A 20,946-nucleotide genomic window follows, 5' to 3' on the forward strand; every position below is an offset into this window, starting at 1 on the left:
TAAGGCCCTCACCCGCGCCTTCGGCGCGACCTCTCCCGCAAGCGGGCGAGGTGATTGAGCCGCGGCACGCGCGATTGCCCCTCATGCTGCGCCACGTCGCCGCACCCGCCGGGTTCCCGAAAAATCGAGCCGGATCGGCCATTTACCGCAGCCCAGCTTTATCTTTTGGATGGGTTGACCCGCTCGCGTCATCCGGCCAATTTCGCGGCCGGTTTGGGGAGAACAACAACCATGAAACGGACCATTTTCGGCGCGGCCGCGGCTCTTGCTCTGGCGGCGTCGGCACCTTGCGCGCAGGCGCAATCCTTCATCAACGTGCTGACCGGCGGCACCTCCGGCGTCTATTATCCGCTCGGGGTCGCGATCGGGAAGATCTACGGCGACAAGATCCCGAACGTGAAGACGCAGGTGCAGGCCACCAAGGCGTCGGTCGAGAATCTGATCCTGCTGCAGCAGGGCCGCGGCGAGCTGGCGTTCACGCTGGGCGATTCTCTCAAGGCCGCCTGGGACGGCGAGGAGGAAGCGGGCTTCAAGACCAAGCTCGACAAGCTCCGCACCATCGGCGCGATCTACCCGAACTACATCCAGATCGTCGCCACCGCGGACAGCGGCATCAAGACGCTGGCCGACCTCAAGGGCAAGAGCCTCTCGGTCGGCGCGCCGAAGTCGGGCACGGAGCTGAATTCGCGCGCGATCCTGTCCGCGGCCGGCATGAGCTACAAGGATCTCGGCAAGGTCGAGTATCTGCCGTTCGCCGAATCCGTCGATCTCATGAAGAATCGCCAGCTTGCAGCGACGCTGCAATCGGCCGGCCTCGGCGTCGCCTCGCTGAAGGATCTGTCGACCTCGAGCCCGATCACGGTGGTGTCGGTGCCGAAGGAGACCGTCGACAAGATCGGCCCGCCCTTCGTCTCCGCGATCATTCCGGCCAACACCTATACCGGCCAGGACAAGGACGTGCCGACGGCGGCTGTGATCAACTACCTCGTCACGAGCTCCGCCGTGTCGGACGATCTCGCCTATCAGATGACCAAGCTGGTCTATGAATCGCTGCCGGAATTGCAGAACGCGCACGCCGCCGGCAAGGAGATCAAGCTCGAAACCGCCGCCACCGGCAGCCCGGTTCCGCTGCACCCCGGCGCGATCCGCTATTACAAGGAAAAGGGACTGATCAAGTAAGACACTCGTCATGGCCGGGCTTGACCCGGCCATCAATCCTTTGAGAGTCGTCTTCCGATGGATGCCCGGGTCAAGCCCGGGCATGACGCATTCGGGCGCAGCGAGAAAGCTGCAAGAACGTCCATCAGGGCGCGGGGAAATACGATGTTGCAGGCAGAGGGCACTGAAGCTGCGCCCGAGAAGGTCAAAGTCGAGTTCGACAATTTCGAGCATGGTTTCCCGGAGGGCTTCGGCCCGCGCGGGTGGGGCGCGCTTGCCTATTGGATCGGCATCGCCTTTGCCACGTTCCAGCTCTACGTCGCCGCCTTCAACTATCTGCCGAGCCAGGTGGTGCGCGGCGTCCATGTCGGCTTCCTGGTCCTGCTCACCTTCGGCCTGATCGCCAACTTCACGGCGAAGAGCAATGCCGGCCGCGCGCTCGGCTGGCTGATCGGCGGCGCGGGCTTCCTCTGCGGGCTCTACCAGTGGATTTTCTACGCCGACCTGATCGCGCGCGACGGCGATCCGACCCGGCTCGATCTCGTGGTCGGCACGGTGCTCGCGGTGCTGATCTTCGAGGGCACGCGGCGCCTGATGGGCGCGGCGCTGCCGCTGATGTGCGGCGCCTGCCTCGTCTACTGGTTCTTCGGCCAGTATTTGCCGTCGCCGCTCAACCATCGCGGCTACGATTTCGACCAGATCATCACGCATCTGTCGTTCGGCACCGAGGGCTTCTACGGCGTGCCGATCTACGTCTCGGCGACCTATATCTTCCTGTTCATCCTGTTCGGCTCGTTCCTGGAACGGGCCGGCATGATCCAGCTGTTCACCGACGTCTCGCTTGGACTGTTCGGCCGGACCCGCGGCGGCCCAGCCAAGGTCGCGGTGTTCGCTTCGGGCATGATGGGCACGATCTCCGGCTCCGGCGTCGCCAATGTCGTCACCGTCGGCCAGTTCACGATTCCCTTGATGATCCGGTTCGGCTATCGCCGCGCGTTCGCCGCCGGCGTCGAGGCCACCGCGTCGATGGGCGGACAAATCATGCCGCCGGTGATGGGCGCGGTCGCCTTCATCATGGCCGAGACGCTCGGCGTGCAATATTCGGAGATCGTCAAGGCGGCGGCGATCCCCGCCATCCTCTATTTCGCCTCGGCTTTCTGGATGGTGCATCTGGAGGCTGGCAAGCACGGCCTCGTCGGCATGAAGCGCTCGGAGATCCCGAGCGCGTGGAAGGCGCTGGTGACGCGCTGGTACCTCGTGCTGCCGCTGGCCGCGCTGGTCTACATGCTGTTCGAAGGTTTTACGCCGCTCTATGCCGGCAGCATGGGCCTTGCGCTCACCGTGGCGCTGATCCTCGGCACCGCCATCACGACGGGCGCCTCCTCGAATGCGATCCGCATCATCTTCTGGGTCGGCCTCGCACTGGTGGTTGCCGCGCTGTCGCGTGACGGCCTCAAGATCGTGCCGGTCGCGAGCGTCGTCGTCGGTCTGATCTTGATCACCGCTTTCGTGCGTGGCGGGTTCAGAGCCTTGCGCGACTGTCGCGACGCGCTGGCCGAAAGCGCCAAATCCGCGATCACTGTCGGCATGGCTTGCGCTATCGTCGGCGTCATCATCGGCATGATGTCGCAGACCGGCGTCGGCACCATCTTCGGCGGCTGGGTGATCGGGCTCGGCGAGAAGAGCCTGTTCCTGGCGCTGATCATGACCATGCTGTTGTCGATCCTGCTCGGCACCGGCATTCCGACCATCCCGACCTACATCATCACCGCTGCGCTCGCGGCGCCCGCGCTGGCCAAGCTCGGTGTGCCCTTGATCGCGAGCCACATGTTCGCGTTCTATTACGGCATCATGGCCGACCTCTCACCGCCGGTGGCGCTCGCCGCGCTCGCGGCGGCGCCGATCGCCAAGGAGAATCCGGACAAGATCGGTTGGGAGGCGATGCGTATCGCGCTCGCCGGCTACGTCATCCCCTTCATCTTCGTCTATTCGCCGGCCTTGATGCTGCAGGCCGGCGATCCCATGGCCGCCAAGCTCGGCTTCTACGGCGCGGTGGCGCTGGCAAGCGTGAAGGCGCTGGTGGCGATCGCCCTGTTCGGCATGGTTGCGATCGGATTCCTGTTCACGCGCTTGACGCTGATCGAGCGCCTGGTCGCGCTTGGTGCCGCGTTCTGCCTGCTCGGCGAATTTGCGTTCAGCGACACCGCGGGCTTCGTGCTGGCTGCGGCCATCGTGCTGTGGCAATGGCGGCGGCGCCCGCCTGCGCCTGTCGAGGCGGTGTGAGCCTCTGCTTCGCCACCGCCGGCGGCGTGAAGGCGCTGGCGTTGTCAGCGTTCACGCTGGTCTGGACGCATTCGATCGCGAAAGTGGACTGGCAGGAAGACTGGCGCGTCACCCCCGCTGGTCTCGAACTGGTGCAGGCCCGCGTCAAGGGCACCGGCCCCGGCATGGAGCCGCCGCCCGAGGCGCGGCTGGTCGACGGCTGGTTTCAGTGGCAGCCGAAGCGGCCACCGATGCAGGAGGTGGTGCTCGGCAATTCCGGCGCGGCGGGCGAATGGCGGTTGTGCCATGACGGACAGTGCCGGACGCTGTCGGAGATTGTCGGGCATCCCATTGGTGCTAACGTCACCACGATGAAGATTTGCAGCGACCCGTAGCCCGGATGGAGCGCAGCGTAATCCGGGACCACTGCCCCGGATTGCGCTGCGCTCCATCCGGGCTACAAGAAGAACAACAACACGGGAGAAACACGATGGATCGGCTCAAGGGCAAGGTTGCGATGGTGGTGGGGGCCGGTTCGATCGGTCCGGGGTGGGGCAACGGCAAGGCCACCGCGGTGACCTTTGCGCGTGAAGGCGCGCAAGTGTTTTGCGTCGACCGCAACGGTGCGGCGGCCGAGGAGACCGCAAAGATCATCACCGGCGAGGGCGGCAAGGCGATGGCCTTCACGGCCGATGTGTCGCGGGCGAGCGAGATCGAGGCGATGGTGGCGGCGTGCCTGAAGGCCTATGGCCGCATCGACGTGCTCGACAACAATGTCGGCATCGCCGAGATGGGCAGCGTGGTCGAGGTGACCGAGGAAAGCTGGGACCGCGTCTTCAGCGTCAACCTCAAGAGCGCTTATTTCGCCATGAAGCACGTCATCCCTGTGATGGTGAAGCAGGGCGGCGGCTCGATCATCAACATCTCCTCGATCGCCTCGATCCGCCACATGGGCATATCCTACGTCACCTACGGGACCTCCAAGGCGGCGATGAACATGATGACGCGCACCACCGCGGTCGAGTTCGCGCGCCATCATGTGCGGGTGAATGCGATCCTGCCCGGCCTGATGAAGACGCCGATGGTCGAGCATTCCGCAGGCCTGGCCGCCAGCTACGCCAAGGGCGATGTCGAGGCGATGTGGCGCGCGCGGGATGCCCAGGTGCCGATGGGCCACATGGGCGATGCCTTCGACGTCGCCAACGCCGCGCTGTTCCTGGCGTCGGACGAGTCGAAATATGTGACGGGGATCGAGCTCGTGGTGGACGGCGGCATCACCTGCAAGGCGGGGGCGTAGGCGCCGCCGCATACACAGCCGTCGTCCCGGACAAGCGCGCGCAGATCCGGGACGGCATCGATAGCTACTGCGCCAGAGCCAATATCCCGCCGGCAAACGCATGCCACGCCGCGCTCTCGCTGATCGGCCAGTTCAGCACCTTCACCGTCAGCAGAGCCAGCGTCCCGGTGATATAGACCGGATGCACGCGGCCCTCGGTGCGCCAGTCGCGCACCATGGCGACGACAAGCAGGAGCGAGGCGACGACAGCCGGCGCGATGGTCACCGGCACCGGCGGCGGGCCGGGCGGTCCGGGAGGCGCGAGGAAGGTCAGGAACCAGCGCGCGATCGCGGCATCGAGGATCGAGACCGCGGCGAGCAGCATCAGGCGCTTGTGAATCTCGGGCTTGCGGGTGTTCATGATCGCGAGCACGAACACGATGGCGAAGAACGCGATCCCGCTCATCGGCACGATCGAGAAGCCGATGCCGGCGTCTTTCTGGCCGAGCGCGGCGGAATGCTGCATCACGTGCACGGAGGCGAGGAAGCCGAAGATCGTCATCGCGGTCGCGAGCGAGACACCGGCGATGCCCAGTGAACGGTGGTTGACCACGCGGCCCGAGGCGGCGAGCCAGGTCTGCAGCACGAAATAGAGCGACCAAGTGAAGAACAAGAGTCCGTGAAAATGAATCACGGGGCTGGTCGAGAGCGTCCGGTTGGCGAGGGGGAGCCAATAGGTCGGTGTGAAGCCGAGAAATGCGGTGGCCGCGCATGCCAGGGCCATGTGGAGATAAAAATATCGTGCGGGCGACGCATCTCGCGCGCGGACACGACGGTCGTCGGTCAGAGTCGTCATCAGGGGTGAGTCTGGGAAGGACGAGTTTGGTTCAACGCTCTCCCTCTCCCCGTCCTTACGGGGTGAGGGCCGGGGTGAGGGGCTCTCTCCGCGTGCGAGTCTGCCGACTGACCTGTACCCCTCACCGCCGCGCTGCACGCGTCGACCTCTCCCCGCACGCGGGGCGAGTAAAGAAGCCTCATCCCCCCCGCGCTCAATTCTGCGCGATCGAGCTCCTCTTCGATGCGGTGGAAGGCATCGTCGCCGATCACCTCGGTGGCGCGGAGTGTGATGATCGATTTGCGGGCGGCCTCGATGGCGCGGCGGCGCAAGGGATCGGCGGGCAGCTCGCCACTCGCGATGCCGCCGTTGGGATCGCTTTCCGTCTGCATCAGGATGGCGCGATATTCGAGACGCAGGATCTCCGCTTCCTCCGACGGATCGCTCTCGATCGCATCGAGCGCGGCGCGATAGGCGACGGCGCGGGCGCGCGCCACCTCGGTGCCGACGGGATCGTCGTCTTTGAGGCCGAACGCCAGGATCAGCGGTCGCAACGTCAGACCCTGGATCACCAGCGAGCCCAGCACCACCGCAAAGGCGATGAAGACGATGAAGTCGCGCTGGGGAAAATTCTCCGGCAGCGCGAAAGCGGTGGCGAGTGTGACGAGACCGCGCATGCCGCACCAGGAGATGATGAGGCCGCCCTTGGCCGAGGCGACCTGCTTCGGATCCTTCGGATGATAGATCCCCTGCGCGACCAGCACACGCAAGATGGTGCGGTAGAACGTCACCCAGAGCAGCCGGACCAGCACCACGGTGAGCAGGATCCAGGCCGCGGCCACGCAATATTCCCAGCGCACGTCCGCGTCGAGCCGCGTCCAGATCGGCCGCATCTGCATGCCGATCAGCATGAAGGCGAGCACGTTGAGCACGAACACCGTCGTCTCCCAGACCGCATAGGACGGCACCCGCAGTCGCGCCGGCATGCGCATCCCCGCCGAGCGCGCCATCGTCATGGCATAGACCACGATAGTGAGGATGCCGGAGAGGCCGAGATGCTCGGCGGCGATCCAGACCATGAAGGTGGTGGCGAACTGCACGATGATCGCGCTGGGCGCCTCCGTCACCCGTTCCAGGAACAGCGGAATGATGCGGCCTGCGAGCAGGCCGGCGACGACGCTGCCGACGAGGGCCAGCGCCATGGTCGGCGCCACCTGGCTCCACGTCAGATGCTCGGTGGCGACCGCGCCGACCGCGATGCGATAGATCAGGAGGGCAGTGGCATCGTTGAGCAGGCTCTCGCCTTCCAAGACCTTGACCATGCGGTGGGGCAGCTTGACCTGGCTCAGGATCGCGACCGCGGCAGCCGCGTCGGGCGGCGCCACGATGGCGCCGAGCGCAACCGCGGCGGCCCAGGGCATATCGGGCATCAGCCGGTGCGCGACGTAGGCGACGCCGGCCGTGGTCAGGCCGACCGCGGCGACGACCAGGGTCGAGACCGGAACCCAATTGTTTCGCAGATCGCGCAGCGAGGTGTCGAACGCGGCGTCGAGCAGGACCGGTGCGACAAAAAGCGCCAATGCGAGGTCCGGCTCCAGTGTCCAGGACGGGCTGGACGGCACGAAGGCGATCAGCGCCCCGCCGATGGCGAGAAAGGTCGGATAGGGGACCTTGATCCGCCGCGCCAGCGCCGATAAGGCAACGGCGCCGAGCAGAAGCGTGATGATCCATTCGAATGTCGACACGATGATCCCCGAAGCCGATGTGAGCGGCGCCACAAGCTAGCACCAATCCGGCCGTATGATGGATACTGGGGTCCTGAAGCAAGACCTAAGGCAAAGACTTAAGACGAGATCGATGACAAGACTTCCGGCTGCAACGAGCATGCGTCTTCAAAAACTCATCCAATCGTCAGGTGTCGTGTTGCTTTGCGTGCTCATGGCCGCCGCCGCTCATGCTGCGACCGGCGGCGAGCCGGCTGCGGTGATCCAGGTCGATGTCGCTTCATGCCTTGCGGCTGCTGCAGTCGACGACATGGAGAAGGCTGCCACGGCCTGCGCCGCCGTGATCGACAATGAGAAGACGGCGAAGGCGGACCTGATCAAGGCGCTGATCGCGCGGGCGGCGCTCTCTGCGCGGCACGACCAGATCGATCGCGCCATCGCCGACGACAGCCGCGCGCTTCAGCTCGATCCCTCGCTTGCCGACATCTTCAACGCGCGGGGCGAGCTCTGGCTCAAGAAGGGCGACAAGCCCAAGGCGGTGCAGGATTTCGGCGCTGCCCTGAAGCTCGATCCGAACCACGAGAAAGCCAAGGCCAATCACAAGGCAATGGCCCGCGAGATCGAGCGGATCGGTGCGCAGATGGCCGTCGCCGGCAAGCCCAGCTTCAATTGCGCGCGAGCGCGTCTCGCCGTGGAAAGAGCGATCTGCGGCAGTCGCGAGCTAGCCGATCTCGACCGCGAGATCTACGGATCGCATGTGCGAGCGCTCCGGGAGGCGCCCAATCCGGCGGCGGCGAAGAAGCTCCAGCGCGAGCAGGACGCGTTCATTGCCCGTCGCAACGCGGCGTACGGCCGGCCGGGCTACGATCTGAAGAAGGCGATGCAGGAGCGGGTGCAAGAGATCAACGGGGTGGACGGCTATTGAGCGTCTTCGCCTTATGAGAGTTCGCCATGCCGGGACAAGCCCGGCGACAGGCCCGCATTGAACCCATCCGTGTCCCGCCGCGACAATGGTGAAAACCTGACGTCACGGAGCACTCTGTCATGTGCGGCACGCATTTTCCCGCGCAAATGCCCTCGCTTGCGAGAATCTCGCTGCGCATCTTTCTCGTCAGCGCGGTCATGAGCTTCGCCCTCACAGCCCCGGCCTCCGCCGGCACCGATTGCGCGACGGGCAGCAAGGCCGCCCCGGCAGAGTTGATCCCGGCCTGCACCGTCATCATCGACCAGGCGGCCAATCCCACGTCCGAGCGCGCCGCGGCGCTGCTGGTTCGTGCCGACGCCCACGCCCGGACATCGGGCGGCCTCACGCAGGCCTTGCGGGACATCGACCGTGCCATTGCGCTCGACGGCAAGAATGCAAAGGCCTGGCGTCTGCGCGGCGACCTGCTGCGCGAGGCCGGCGGCGACCTCAACCGCGCCGCGGCTGATCTCAGCAAGGCGATCGAGCTCGACCCTGCTGATGCGGAGGCTTACGGGCTGCGCGGTGTCGTCTACACCAATCAGCGCCGGCTCGACCGCGCGGTCGCCGACTACGATCAGGCGATCAAGCTCAAGCCCGACTATGCACAGGCCTGGTCCGACCGCGGTGCGACGTATTATCTCGGCGGCGACAACGACAAGGCGATCAGGAATTTCGACGAGGCCTTGCGGCTCGATCCCAACCGGGCCCGCACCTATTCCAACCGCGGCGCGGCCTGGGAGAAGCTCGGCCAGTTCGACAAGTCGGTCGCCGACAATAGCGAGGCAATCAGGCTCGATCCGAAGCAGCCGGAATATTACGACAATCGCGGCCTCGCCTATGCCGCGATGGGCGAGTACGACAAGGCCATCGCCGATTACGACCAGGCGATCCGGCGCGAGCAGCGCGCGAACTTCCTGACCAATCGCGGCGATTCCTATCAGTTCAAGGGTGAGCTCGGCGCTGCCTTGAGCGACTATGATGCCGCGCTTAAGCTCGATCCGAATTTTGCAAAGACCTACAACAACCGCGCCGTGCTCTACAAGAAGATGGGGGAGCGCGCCAAGGCCCTGGCCGACTACGAGGCGGCCCTGCGGCTCGACCCCGCCAACGACAATGCCGCGAGCGGCCGCCGCGCCATGATCGCCGAGATCGCGAAGTTCGGCACCGAACCACCGCGGGCGCTGAATGCGGCGTCCGGCAACGGTCCGTCCTTCGCATGCGCGACCGCCAAGCGCGAGGTCGAGAAGGTGATCTGCGCCGATCCCGACCTCGGCGTGCTCGACCGCCAGATCGCGGAGACCTACGCGCGCGTGCTGAAATCTGCAAGCAAGCGTTCGGCGAACGACCTGCGCAAGACGCAGCGCGATTTCCTGACGACGCGCAACACGAGCTTCGGCCGCCCGGGCTATGACCTGAAGAAGGTCATGCAGGAGCGCTTGCAGAAGCTGAATGCGATGGAGAGCTGAGCGGGACCGAGGTCGCGCGGCTGGCTCGGTTACCTCTCCCGCTTGCGGGGGAGGTCGACGCGCCCGAATAGCGCGGCGGGTGGGGGCTCTCTCCTCTTGGGGATTTCCTGCTAGGGCCTCGAGCAATCCCGTCGCGGAAGCACCCCCACCCCGGCCCTCCCCCGCAGGCGGGAGAGGGAGCGCACCGCCAATGCGGCGCGAACTCCACCTTCAGAAGCCCCATCCTTTTCAGCTTGAACCGCGGCCCGTTCCCGGGAAAATAGCCGGCAAACAAGGCCGGCGATTGATCCTGGTCATGGCGGCACGCCCGCCCTGCCACGAGGTTCAGGGCCAGCCGAACAAAGGGAACGGGAGCGCGGGAATGAACATCCAGGGCAAGAGTCTCTATCACGAGGTCCATGCGCGCTCGCTCGCCGACCCCGCAGGCTTCTGGGCTGAGGCGGCCAAGGAGATCGACTGGATCGAGCCGCCCAAGAAAATCTTCGATCCCAGCCAAGGACCCTACGGCCGCTGGTTCACCGGCGGTGTCGTCAATACCTGCTACAACGCGCTCGACCGCCATGTCGAAGGCGGCCGCGCCGGCCAGGTCGCGCTGATCCACGATTCGCCGCTGACGGGCAGTGTCACCAAGCTGACCTATGCGGAACTGCTGAACGAGGTGCAGGCGCTTGGCGCCATCATGCAGGATTTCGGCGTCGCCAAGGGCGACCGTGTCATTCTCTATATGCCGATGGTGCCGGAAGCCGTGGTCGCGATGCTCGCCTGCGCGCGGATCGGCGCGGTGCACTCGGTGGTGTTCGGCGGCTTTGCCGCCAAGGAGCTCGCCACCCGCATCGACGACGCGCAGCCGAAACTCATTCTCTCCGCGAGCTGCGGCATCGAGCCCGGCCGCATCGTGCAGTACAAGCCGCTGCTCGACGAAGCCATCAAGCTGGCCGGCAGCAAGCCCAAGGCCTGCATCGTGCTGCAGCGTCCGCAGCTCACCTGCGATCTGACGCCGGGGCGGGACTATGATTGGGCGAGCCTGCGCCGCAAGGCGCTGAACGACGGCAAGAAGGCACCTTGCGTGCCTGTGGCCGCTACCGATCCGCTCTACATCCTCTACACCTCGGGCACCACGGGCATCCCGAAGGGCGTCGTGCGCGACAATGGCGGCCACCTCGTCGCGGTGAAATGGTCGATGTTCAACCTCTATGGCGTCAAGCCGGGCGAGGTGTGGTGGTGCGGCTCCGACATCGGCTGGGTGGTCGGCCACAGCTACATCGTCTACGGCCCGCTGCTGCACGGCGCGACCACGATCATGTATGAGGGCAAGCCGGTCGGCACGCCGGACGCCGGTGCATTCTGGCGCGTGATCTCGGAGCACAAGGCGGTCGCGCTCTTCACCGCGCCGACCGCGTTCCGCGCGATCCGGAAAGAGGATCCGGAAGGAAAGTTCATCCGGCAATACGACCTCTCGAAATTCCGTACGCTCTTTTTGGCCGGCGAGCGGGCCGATCCGCCGACGGTCGAATGGGCAGAGCAGCAGCTGAAGGTGCCGGTGATCGACCATTGGTGGCAGACCGAGACCGGCTGGTGCATCGCCGGCAACCCGGTCGGGCTCGGCATGCTGCCGGTGAAGCACGGCTCGCCCACGGTGCCGATGCCGGGTTACCAGGTGGATGTGGTCGACGAGGCGGCAAAGCCGGTGGGGCCCAACACCATGGGCTCGATCGTCATCAAGCTGCCGATGCCGCCGGGCTGCCTGCCGACGCTGTGGAATCAGGACGCGCGCTTCAAGGAAGCCTATTTGAGCGAATTCCCCGGCTATTACAAAACCTCGGATGCCGGCTACAAGGACGAGGACGGCTATGTCTTCGTCATGGGTCGTACCGACGACATCATCAACGTCGCCGGCCACCGGCTCTCCACCGGGGGGATGGAGGAGATTTTGGCCTCGCATCCCGATGTCGCCGAATGCGCCGTGCTCGGCGTCAAGGACGCGATCAAGGGCGAGGTGCCCTGCGGCTTCCTGGTGCTCAAGGCCGGCGTGAAACGCGCGCCCGCCGAGATCGAGAAGGAGATTATCGCGCTGGTGCGCGACAAGCTCGGCCCGGTCGCAGCCTTCAAGCTCGCCATCACCGTCGGCCGCCTGCCCAAGACGCGCTCCGGCAAGATTTTGCGCGGCACCATCAAGAAGATTGCCGACGGCGAGTCCTGGACCATGCCGGCGACGATCGAGGATCCCAAGGCACTCGACGAGATCGGGGAGGCGCTGAAGGGGAGGGTGTGAGGCGGTCTCCGCTGTCATCACCCGCGAAAGCGGGTGATCCGGTATTCCAGAGGCGGCGATGCTAGAATCGAGAGGTCGCGGCGTACTGGATTCCCCGCCTTCGCGTGGAATGACCGCGAGCAGGGAAGCCCCCAGGGACTTACAATCTTCGTATTCCGCGCTAAACAGGGCCGGCCAACAGGGGACCTCGTATGCCACTCGCCGCCGCGCCGCGCCTGCTTGCAGCTGTGCTGCTCGCCATCGCTCTCTCCGCCTGCTCCGCGCGCTACCAGACGCCGGTGGCGGTGGGCGGCGACGATGACGACGCAGTCTGCCTGAGCCGGGGCAATGCGCAGGGCTCGCCGGAATACGTGGCCTGCCGCAAGGACCGCGACGTCCAGCGCAGCGCCGCCACCGCGCGGGCCGACCGCCGCCAGCGCGATCTCGGCGAATACATGCTGAACCATCCCGAGCGGCCCTGACGGGGAGGTGCGGCATTATCTTGCCGCGCCGGGCGCAACGCGTTCGCCATTTCCGTGACACATCTGCAACGCCGTGGCCAAATCGTGGCGACGTTCGCCTGAATTGATCGAGGTCAAATCCTTCAGCGGTCCCTTTCTGCTCTGACGCTCATGTCGCGCAACGAAGCGCGCTATGGCTGAAGGGGATTGAAATGGACGGAACGATAAGAAACGTGGCGCGGATCGCGACGCTGGGTGCGATGCTCGTGGGGACCTTTGCAACGGCGCAGGCCGCTGATTTGCCGGTCTACAAGAAGGCGCCGCCGCCGGTGGAGGCGTTCAATCCCTGGATGGTGCGCCTGCGTGTGCTCGGCGTGTTGCCGGATGCCGGCGGCTCCACCGTCAATGTGGCGGGCGTGCCCTCGCTGTCCTCGCCGAATTCGGGCCTCTCGATCAGCGATCAGGTCGTTCCCGAGCTCGACATCAGCTATTTCTTCACCAAGAACATCGCGGCCGAGCTGATCCTCGGCGTGACCCGGCACTCGATCAGCGGCACCGGCTCGCTCGCGAACCTGCCGATCGGCAAGACCACGCTGCTGCCGCCGACGCTGACGCTGCAATATCACTTCGACCAGTTCGGCGCGTTCAAGCCGTATATCGGCGCCGGCGTGAACTACACCGTGTTCTTCAACAATTCCGCGGCCAATTCGCCGGCCGCAATCGCCGGTCCGCCTGCGATCGTCGCCACCACCACCAATTTGCATGTCAGCAACGCCTGGGGCGGCGCCGTGCAGTTCGGCTTCGACTACATGATCGACCGGCATTGGGGTCTCAACGTCGACGTCAAGAAGCTGTGGCTGCGTCCGGATTACAGCGCGACCGTCTCCGGCCTGCCGGTCACCGGCACCGCGCATATCGATCCGTGGCTGGTCGGCGCCGGTGTGACGTACAAGTTCTGAGAGGCGTCGAAAGAGGCATTGGCGTCGCGACGAATTCCGCTGTCGTCCCCGCGAACGCGGGGACCCATACCGCGGAAGCTATCGATTGTTGTTGGTAGAAGTACCGAACAACGAATCTTCGCCAAACTTCTCCCTGGGGTTATGGGTCCCTGCGTTCGCAGGGACGACCCCGAGGGGGGTGACAAAAACAAAAAGCGCGGCAGGTTTCCCTGCCGCGCTTTTTGCGTTTGAGGCTGAAGCAGAGAGAAGGACTATTCCTCCTCGTCCTCGTGTTTCTTGCCGCCGAGCGTCTTCAGCTTGGCGAACACGGCGTCGAGGTTGAGGTCGTCGCTGGACTTCTCCGCGGGCTCGTACTCGTCCTTCTTGGTGGTCTCGGAGGCTGGCAGCAGGGTGGCGCCGCCATAGGCTGCGTCGATCGGCTTTTCCTTGGCCGCGCGCGCCACTTCGAAATCGAGCTCGATCTGCGAGCAGAGGCCGAGCGTGACGGGGTCGATCGGGGTCAGCTGGGAGGTGTTCCAGTGGGTTCGGTCGCGCACGCTCGCGATCGTGCTCTTGGTGGTGCCGACCAGGCGCATGATCTGGGCGTCCTTGAGCTCGGCATGGTTGCGCAGCAGCCAGAGGATGGCGCTGGGACGCTCGTGGCGGCGCGAGACCGGGGTGTAGCGCGGGCCTTTCCGCTTGGGCTGGGGTGGCAGCACCACCTTGCTCTCCTGGAGGCGGAGCCGGTAGTCCGGGTTCTTCTCGCCCTTCTCGATCTCCTCGCGGGTCAGCTGGCCGTTGGAGAGGGGATCCATGCCCTTGATGCCCTGGGCCGCATCGCCGTCGGCGATCGCGCGCACCTCGAGGGGATGCATCTTGGTGAAATCGGCGACCTGGTCGAAGGTCAGCGCGGTGTTGTCGAGCAGCCAGACGGCGGTCGCCTTGGGCATCAGAGGTGCGTTGCTCATGGCAAATCTCCTTTGTGCTTCGCCCACCCCTTTGGAGGCGAAACCGGTGGTCATCAGCGATGACTGGGAATTCGCGCTATATAAGCCCGGAGGGGGTAGCCACGCAATGGTTCTGCTATAGATAGTGCCTTGACAGCGCCCGAAAGGGGGCCCAATTCCCTGTAAGCCCGTACCCTAAGCCCTATTCAATCCATCGACCGCTTCCCGCCCATTTGGCGAGGTGATTCGGTCCCGAGATCGCTCAATGTCAGCCAAACCAGACCTCAAGATCGTGCTTTGTTCTCCCCGTGGCTTCTGCGCCGGGGTGGTCCGGGCGATCGACACCGTGGAACGGGCGCTCGATAAATACGGCGCGCCGGTCTATGTTCGCCACGAGATTGTGCACAACAAGTATGTCGTCGATGGGTTGAAGAAAAAGGGCGCCATCTTCGTCGAGGAGCTGGCGGAAATCCCGGAAAACACCTCCGCGCCGGTGGTGTTCTCGGCCCATGGCGTGCCGAAATCGGTTCCGGCCGACGCCCAGTCCCGCAATCTGTTCTCGCTGGATGCAACCTGCCCGCTGGTGACCAAGGTGCACCGCGAGGCGGCGATCCACTTCAAGCGTGGCCGCGAGATCTTCCTGATCGGCCATTCGCACCATCCCGAGGTGGTCGGCACGCTCGGCCAGCTTCCGACCGGCGCCGTGACCCTGATCGAGACCGCCGAGGACGCCAAGACCATCTCCCCGAAGGACCCCAACAACCTCGCCTTCGTGACCCAGACCACGCTGTCGATCGACGACACCGCGGAGATCGTGGCGCTCCTGAAGGAGCGCTTCCCGAACATCAACGGGCCGCACAAGGAAGACATCTGCTACGCCACCACGAACCGCCAGCTCGCGGTGAAGAAGGTGGCGCCGGTGGTGGACGCGCTCATCGTTGTCGGTGCGCCGAACTCGTCGAACTCGCAGCGCCTGCGTGAAGTCGCGGAGCGCGAGGGCTGCCGGATCGCGGTACTGGCGCAGCGCGCGGCCGACCTCGATTGGGAGAGGTTCAGCAACATCTCAAGCCTTGGCATCACCGCGGGCGCCTCCGCGCCGGAAGTGATCGTCGAAGAGATCATGGACGCCTTCGCCGAGCGCTACACGCTGCATGTGGAGACGGTCTCGGCCGCGGAAGAGAACGAGTTCTTCCCGCTGCCGCGTCAGGTGCGCCCTGAAGCTGCCGCCGAGTAGACTTTTATGGCGGTCTACACCGACGTTGCCGCCGACGAGCTAGCGGATTTTTTGAAGCAATATGATCTCGGCGATTTGCTCTCCTACAAGGGCATCGCCGAGGGCGTCGAGAATACCAACTTCCTTCTGCATACCAGCCAGGGTTCGTTCATCCTCACGCTCTACGAGAAGCGCGTGGCGAAGAACGATCTGCCGTTCTTCCTGGCGCTGATGACGCATCTGGCCGAGCACGGCATCAACTGCCCGCTGCCGGTGAAGGGGCGCGACGGCGAGGCGCTGCGCGAACTCTCGGGACGCCCGGCGGCGATCATCACCTTTCTCGAAGGCATGTGGCCGCGCAAGCCGAACGTGGCGCATTGCGCCGGCGTCGGCGAGGGCCTCGCCAGGATGCATCTGGCCGGCGCCGATTTTGCGGTTCGCCGCGCCAATGCGCTGTCGGTTGCGGGCTGGCGGCCGCTGTTCGACGCGGCCTCGAACCGCGCCGACGAGGTGCAGCCGGGCCTGCGCGCGTTCCTTGCCACCGAGCTCGATTATCTTTCGAGCGGCGTCTGGCCCGATAATCTGCCCGAAGGCGTGATCCACGCGGACCTCTTCAACGACAACGTCTTCTTTCTCGGTGACAAGCTTTCGGGGATCATCGACTTCACCTTCGCCTGCAACGACATGCTGGCCTATGACGTCGCGATCTGCCTCAACGCCTGGTGCTTCGAGCCGGATCATTCCTTCAACGTCACCAAGGCGCGTGCCTTCCTCAACGCCTATGGCCGGGTGCGAAAGCTCTCGGAGGCGGAAGAGGCCGCGCTGCCGCTGCTCGCGCGCGGGGCTGCGATCCGCTTCCTGCTGACACGGCTGGTCGACTGGCTCAACGTGCCGCCCGGTGCGCTGGTGAAGCCGAAGGACCCTCTCGAATATGTCCGCAAGCTGCGCTTCCACCAGAGCGTGGGAAGCGTGCGCGACTATGGGCTGATGCCGTCGGGGCTGGTCGCGTGAGCGATAAGCCCGTCGTCACGATCTTCACCGACGGCGCCTGCTCGGGCAATCCCGGGCCGGGCGGCTGGGGCGCGATCCTGAAGTTCGGCGACAAGGAAAAAGAGCTGAACGGCGGCGAGCGCCATACCACCAACAACCAGATGGAGCTGATGGCGGCCATCTCGGCGCTGGAAGCGCTGAAGAAGCCGTGCACCGTCGATCTCTACACCGACAGCCAGTATGTCCGGCAGGGCATCACCGGCTGGATCCACGGCTGGAAGCGCAACGGCTGGCGCACCGCCGACAAGAAGCCGGTGAAGAATGTCGAGCTCTGGCAGCGTCTCGACGCCGCGCTCAAGCCGCACGAGGTCCGCTGGCACTGGGTCAAGGGCCACGCCGGCCATCCCGAGAACGAGCGCGCCGATCAGCTGGCGCGCGATGGGATTGTGAAGGCGCGGTTGCAGCAGAGGGTGGCGGAGTAGGGCGGCAGATCTCTGCTACCATTCATGTCTTGTCTGACGGTAGCACGGACCAATTCAAAACCACCGTTGTCATCTCGCCACTTGGGCCGTCAGCGAGTGGTTTCAGGAAACTTGCGTGCTCGGCGATCTTGACGCAGCCCAGATCCATGGCCATGTGCGCGCCGCTAGCATCGACAAAGTCGATAGGCAGCTCCTGCGATTGAAGCTGCTCCGCCATGCGAATCAAATTGCGATAAAAGACGGCCTGTCTCTCGGTCAGCCGTGCAGGCTTGTCCGTTAGGCTCGAAGCCTTGCGGTACTGATATTTTGCACCCGCAGGGTGGAAGGGTTGGCTTGTACTGCCAGCGTGTTCTTCAAGATGAACATTGATGGATACCGGCAAGGCCAACCCTCCGCTCTTAGTGGAGGTTCAGAGTTGCCCCAGCAGCGTATCGCCGCCGGAGACCTCGACCTTGCCGGGCATCGCCTCGAGATTCAGCTTCTTGACCACGCCGTCCTCGACCAGCATCGAATAGCGCTTGGAGCGGATGCCGAGGCCGTTGGCGGAGGCGTCCAGCTCCATGCCGATCGCCTTGGCGAACTCGGCATTGCCGTCGGCGAGGAAGATCGCCTCGTCGCGCTGGTCGGTGTCGCGCTTCCAGGCGTTCATGACGAAGGCGTCGTTGACGGAGACGATGGCGATGGTGTCGACGCCCTTGTCCTTCATGGCGTAGGCGTTGAGGAAGATGCTCGGCAGATGCATCTTGTGGCAGGTGCCGGTATAGGCGCCGGGCACCGCGAACAGCGCCACCTTCTTGCCCTTGAAGATATCGTCGGTGGTCTTCACCTGCGGACCTTCCGCCGTCATCACGCGGAACTTCGCCTCGGGCAGCTTGTCGCCAGTCTGGATCGCCATCGTCAGTCTCCCTGAAAATCGGTCCCGCTTTTTAGACCGTGCAGCGGGCCTGCACAATATTGCCGGCGGGGAAAGCGGGGGTGGCGGCGGTCCTTCACCGCGATGTCATCAGCCGGAAAAGCCGCCTCCGTCGAGGAAGGCCTGCTCGTCCTCCGTGGTCGGACGCCCGAGGACGCGGTTGCGGTGAGGAAAACGGCCGAACCGGCGGATGATGTCAGCGTGCTCCCGGGCGTATTTCAGGTTCTCGGCATTGTTGGCATTGTCGGCATTCTGAAACAGCGCGACGCAATGCTCCTGGTCAGGCAAGTGCTCGGAATGCATGAAAGGCAGATAGAGGAATTCGACCAGCACGGGATCGATCCTGCGGTCGACGCCGCGGTCGATGGCCCGGCGCGCGACATCGCGCGCCAGCGCATCGCTGGAAAACGTCCTGGGATCGCCGCGAAACATGTTGCGGGGAAATTGGTCGAGCACGATGACGAGCGCGAGCGCGCCCTCGTCGCTCGCCTCCCATGATGCAAGCTCACCGGCGGCCGCCTTCTGCCACAACGCGAGAAAGCGGCGCCTGACTTCCGTGTCGAAAGCCTCGTCGCGCTCGTACCAGCGCTCGCGGCCGGCCTCGCGCCAGAAGGCGAGAATGCCTGATGGCGCGATGTCGCCGGCGTCCGTCATCGGCAGTGCGGCTTACGCCGCTTCCGCCTTCTTCTCGTCGCGGAGCTGCCGCCGCAGGATCTTGCCGACATTGGTCTTGGGCAGGTCGTTGCGAAATTCGATGTGCTTGGGCACCTTGTAGCCGGTGAGCTGCTCGTGACAGAATTTGATCACCGCCTCGGCGGTGAGGTTCTGATCCTTCTTCACCACGAAGGCCTTCACCGCCTCGCCCGACTTGGAATCGGGGATGCCGATCACGGCGCATTCGAGTACGCCCGGATGGCTCGCGATCACTTCCTCGATCTCGTTCGGATAGACGTTGAAGCCGGAGACCAGGATCATGTCCTTCTTGCGGTCGACGATCTTGGTGTAGCCCTTCTCGTCCATCACGCCGATGTCGCCAGTGCGGAAGAAGCCGTCCGCGGTCATCACCTTCGCGGTCTCTTCCGGCCTGTTCCAATAGCCCGACATCACCTGCGGGCCCTTGGCGCAGATCTCGCCAGCCTGACCGAGCGGCACTTCGTTGCCGTCGTCGTCGCGGATCGAGATGTATGTCGACGGCACGGGAATGCCGATCGTTCCGGTGAACTCGGTCGCGGTCGCGGGATTGCAGGTCAGCGTCGGCGACGTCTCCGACAGGCCGTAGCCTTCGGCGATGAAGCAGCCGGTGATCGCCTTCCATTGATCGGCCACGGGACGCTGCACCGCCATGCCGCCGCCGTTGGAGATCTTCAGCTTGGAGAAGTCGAGCTTCTTGAAATCGGGATGGTGCATCAGCCCGTTGTAGAGCGTGTTCACGGCCGGGAAGCTGTTGACCTGGTATTTCGCAAGCTCCTTGACGAAGCCGGGGATGTCGCGCGGATTGGGGATCAGGAGATTGCAGCCGCCGGCGCGCACCGCGAGCAGGTAGCAGGCCGTCAGCGCGAAGATGTGATAGAGCGGCAGCGCGCACACGATCATGAGCTGATCGACATGGGGCGGCGCGGCCATCGCCGGCTGCAGCCAGGCGTCGTTCTGCAGGACGTTGGCGACGATGTTGCGGTGGAGCAGGGTGGCGCCCTTGGAGACGCCGGTGGTGCCGCCGGTATATTGCAGGAAGGCGACGTCGCCCGGCGAGAGCTTTGGCTTGTTGAACGTCATGCCGCGTCCCGCGGACAGCGCATCGTTGAAGGAGACCGAGCCCGGCAGCGACCATGCCGGTACCATCTTCTTGACGCGGCGGACCACGAGATTGACGATCACGCCCTTGAAGCCGAGCAAATCGCCCATGCTGCCGACGATGACATGCTTCACTGCGGTCTTCGCGATTACCTGCTCGACGGTGTGGGCGAAGTTTTCCAGCACGATGATGGCTTCGGCGCCGGAATCCTTCAGCTGGTGCTCGAGCTCGCGCGGGGTGTAGAGCGGATTGACGTTGACGACGGCGAAGCCGGCTCGCAGCACCGCGGCGGTCGCCACCGGATATTGCAGCACGTTCGGCATCATGATGGCGACGCGGGCGCCGCGCTGCAGGCCGCGGCCCTGCAAATAAGCAGCGAGCGCGACCGACATCTGGTCGAGGTCGCGGTAGCTGATCGACTTGTCCATGCAGATGAACGCCTTGCGGTCGGCGAACTTAGTGAAGCTCTCCTCCAGCAGGTCGACCAGTGATGCGTATTGCGTCGGCTCGATATCGGCAGGCACGCCGGGCGGATATTGCTTGAGCCAGATGCGCTCCATGGAAAACTCCCCTCATTGACCAGAGCCCGTTGTGTCTCGGGCTTGCCTCATTGCCGCCAGTATCGAACCTGCCGGAACGCGTGGCAAGCCGCCGAGGCTTAGGGCAAAGGTCGGGGAGGAGCTACTGGAATCATCGCAAACGGCGCTGCCGCAGGTGCGAAGCGCCGGCCGTTGCGGTGAGGAGCGCCGTTAACTGTTGTTGGCCGGCTTGGCGGCTGGCTTGGTCGCGGCCTTGGGCTTGGCGGGTTTCGGATCGCCGCTCGGCGCAGGCTTGTCGGCGGGTTTTGCCGCCGTATCGTGCTTGGCGGCAGCATGCTTGGGCGCCGCCGGCTTTGCCGCAGTCTTGCTGTCGTTCTTGCCGTCGCTCTTCCGCTCGTTCTTGGCCTCGGCCGGCTTGGCCGTGGGCTTGGCCGCCGCCGTCTTGATATCCTTGTTGCCGTCCTTGCCCGCGTCTTTCGGCTTGTCGGCCGCGTCAGGCTTCTTGGCGACGCGCGACTTCTTGCCACGCGGCTTCGACGCGGCCTGCTGGTCGGCATCGGCCGCGACCGCCGCGATCAGGGCGGTGCCGGTGCGGGTCGGGCCGGTATAGACCAGCACGGGCTCGGTCGCCGCCGGGGCCGAGGCCATCAGCTCGGAGGCCTTCATCAAAGGCGGCTGCAGGCCGGCGGTGAAGAAGGTGACCTGGGCTTCGCCGCCGGTGGCCGAGGCCGATCC

Annotated in this window: 18 protein-coding genes and 2 pseudogenes; 12 read left to right on the plus strand and 8 right to left on the minus strand. The window is 64.9% G+C overall.

Features of this window, described 5'->3' with window-relative positions; translation table 11 throughout:
• The first annotated feature begins 231 nt into the window (after positions 1-231).
• The 4 genes from SE92_RS26960 to SE92_RS26975 all read left to right on the plus strand — a co-directional run bounded on the left by SE92_RS26960 (position 232) and on the right by SE92_RS26975 (position 4,717).
• A complete protein-coding gene (locus SE92_RS26960) occupies positions 232-1,179 on the plus strand; it encodes a TAXI family TRAP transporter solute-binding subunit (RefSeq protein WP_063200250.1) in 948 nt (315 codons plus the stop codon).
• A 144-nt stretch (positions 1,180-1,323) separates the two neighbouring features.
• Positions 1,324-3,441: a TRAP transporter permease gene (locus SE92_RS26965; protein ID WP_063200253.1), complete on the plus strand. Its 2,118-nt coding sequence runs from the start codon at positions 1,324-1,326 to the stop codon at positions 3,439-3,441.
• Positions 3,402-3,815 (plus strand): DUF1850 domain-containing protein, encoded by a 414-nt coding sequence (locus SE92_RS26970; RefSeq protein ID WP_063200256.1) that lies wholly within the window; start codon positions 3,402-3,404, stop codon positions 3,813-3,815. The genes SE92_RS26965 and SE92_RS26970 overlap by 40 nt, the downstream gene beginning before the upstream one ends.
• A 95-nt stretch (positions 3,816-3,910) precedes the next feature.
• The gene (locus SE92_RS26975; protein ID WP_063200259.1) at positions 3,911-4,717 is read left to right on the plus strand and encodes an SDR family NAD(P)-dependent oxidoreductase; all 807 of its coding nucleotides are present in this window, start codon (positions 3,911-3,913) and stop codon (positions 4,715-4,717) included.
• Positions 4,718-4,781: 64 nt separating this feature from the next.
• On the opposite strand, the gene SE92_RS26980 is transcribed toward SE92_RS26975, so the two are convergent.
• Complete coding sequence (locus SE92_RS26980; protein ID WP_063200262.1) at positions 4,782-5,552, minus strand: hypothetical protein; 771 nt, start codon at positions 5,550-5,552, stop codon at positions 4,782-4,784.
• A 182-nt stretch (positions 5,553-5,734) separates the two neighbouring features.
• Positions 5,735-7,309 (minus strand): annotated as a pseudogene (locus SE92_RS26985) (cation:proton antiporter); the annotation flags it as partial.
• A 106-nt stretch (positions 7,310-7,415) separates the two neighbouring features.
• On the opposite strand from SE92_RS26985, the gene SE92_RS26990 reads away from it, so the two are divergent.
• The 5 genes from SE92_RS26990 (at position 7,416) to SE92_RS27010 (ending at position 13,356) form a co-directional block, all read left to right on the plus strand.
• Positions 7,416-8,180, plus strand: a complete 765-nt coding sequence (locus tag SE92_RS26990) for a tetratricopeptide repeat protein (RefSeq protein WP_063200264.1) — start codon at positions 7,416-7,418, stop codon at positions 8,178-8,180.
• Positions 8,181-8,299: 119 nt separating this feature from the next.
• Positions 8,300-9,685, plus strand: coding sequence for a tetratricopeptide repeat protein (locus SE92_RS26995; protein ID WP_063200267.1), 1,386 nt, complete (start codon positions 8,300-8,302; stop codon positions 9,683-9,685).
• A 361-nt stretch (positions 9,686-10,046) separates the two neighbouring features.
• Positions 10,047-11,957: a propionyl-CoA synthetase gene (locus SE92_RS27000; protein WP_063200270.1), complete on the plus strand. Its 1,911-nt coding sequence runs from the start codon at positions 10,047-10,049 to the stop codon at positions 11,955-11,957.
• Positions 11,958-12,148: 191 nt separating this feature from the next.
• Positions 12,149-12,418 (plus strand): hypothetical protein, encoded by a 270-nt coding sequence (locus SE92_RS27005; RefSeq protein ID WP_063200273.1) that lies wholly within the window; start codon positions 12,149-12,151, stop codon positions 12,416-12,418.
• A gap of 191 nt (positions 12,419-12,609) precedes the next feature.
• A complete protein-coding gene (locus SE92_RS27010) occupies positions 12,610-13,356 on the plus strand; it encodes an OmpW/AlkL family protein (protein WP_063200276.1) in 747 nt (248 codons plus the stop codon).
• Between the two features lie 251 nt (positions 13,357-13,607).
• On the opposite strand, the gene SE92_RS27015 is transcribed toward SE92_RS27010, so the two are convergent.
• Complete coding sequence (locus SE92_RS27015) at positions 13,608-14,303, minus strand: DUF1013 domain-containing protein (protein WP_063200278.1); 696 nt, start codon at positions 14,301-14,303, stop codon at positions 13,608-13,610.
• 244 nt (positions 14,304-14,547) lie between these two features.
• Between SE92_RS27015 and ispH the strand changes: the two genes are divergently transcribed.
• From ispH to rnhA, 3 genes are read left to right on the plus strand one after another with little or no spacing between them, the layout of a single operon-like run.
• A complete protein-coding gene (gene ispH / locus SE92_RS27020) occupies positions 14,548-15,516 on the plus strand; it encodes a 4-hydroxy-3-methylbut-2-enyl diphosphate reductase (protein WP_063200281.1) in 969 nt (322 codons plus the stop codon).
• 6 nt (positions 15,517-15,522) lie between these two features.
• Positions 15,523-16,506, plus strand: a complete 984-nt coding sequence (locus tag SE92_RS27025) for a homoserine kinase (protein WP_063200284.1) — start codon at positions 15,523-15,525, stop codon at positions 16,504-16,506.
• Complete coding sequence (gene rnhA, locus SE92_RS27030; protein ID WP_063200288.1) at positions 16,503-16,967, plus strand: ribonuclease HI; 465 nt, start codon at positions 16,503-16,505, stop codon at positions 16,965-16,967. Before SE92_RS27025 ends, rnhA begins: the two co-directional genes overlap by 4 nt.
• Before the next feature lie 22 nt (positions 16,968-16,989).
• Here the strand turns inward: rnhA and SE92_RS36115 are convergent, their stop codons facing one another.
• The 5 genes and pseudogenes from SE92_RS36115 to SE92_RS27055 form a co-directional block, all read right to left on the minus strand.
• A complete protein-coding gene (locus SE92_RS36115; RefSeq protein WP_157095699.1) occupies positions 16,990-17,349 on the minus strand; it encodes a hypothetical protein in 360 nt (119 codons plus the stop codon).
• Between the two features lie 27 nt (positions 17,350-17,376).
• Positions 17,377-17,862, minus strand: coding sequence for a peroxiredoxin (locus SE92_RS27040; RefSeq protein WP_008543132.1), 486 nt, complete (start codon positions 17,860-17,862; stop codon positions 17,377-17,379).
• Positions 17,863-17,970: 108 nt separating this feature from the next.
• Positions 17,971-18,534: a DUF924 family protein gene (locus SE92_RS27045; protein ID WP_063200293.1), complete on the minus strand. Its 564-nt coding sequence runs from the start codon at positions 18,532-18,534 to the stop codon at positions 17,971-17,973.
• Between the two features lie 12 nt (positions 18,535-18,546).
• Positions 18,547-20,232: a long-chain fatty acid--CoA ligase gene (locus SE92_RS27050; RefSeq protein WP_063200296.1), complete on the minus strand. Its 1,686-nt coding sequence runs from the start codon at positions 20,230-20,232 to the stop codon at positions 18,547-18,549.
• A 189-nt stretch (positions 20,233-20,421) separates the two neighbouring features.
• Positions 20,422-20,946, minus strand: a pseudogene (locus SE92_RS27055) (peptidase M15); the annotation flags it as partial.

The sequence above is a fragment of the Bradyrhizobium sp. AT1 genome, from assembly GCF_001590795.1.
Lineage (GTDB): Bacteria > Pseudomonadota > Alphaproteobacteria > Rhizobiales > Xanthobacteraceae > Bradyrhizobium.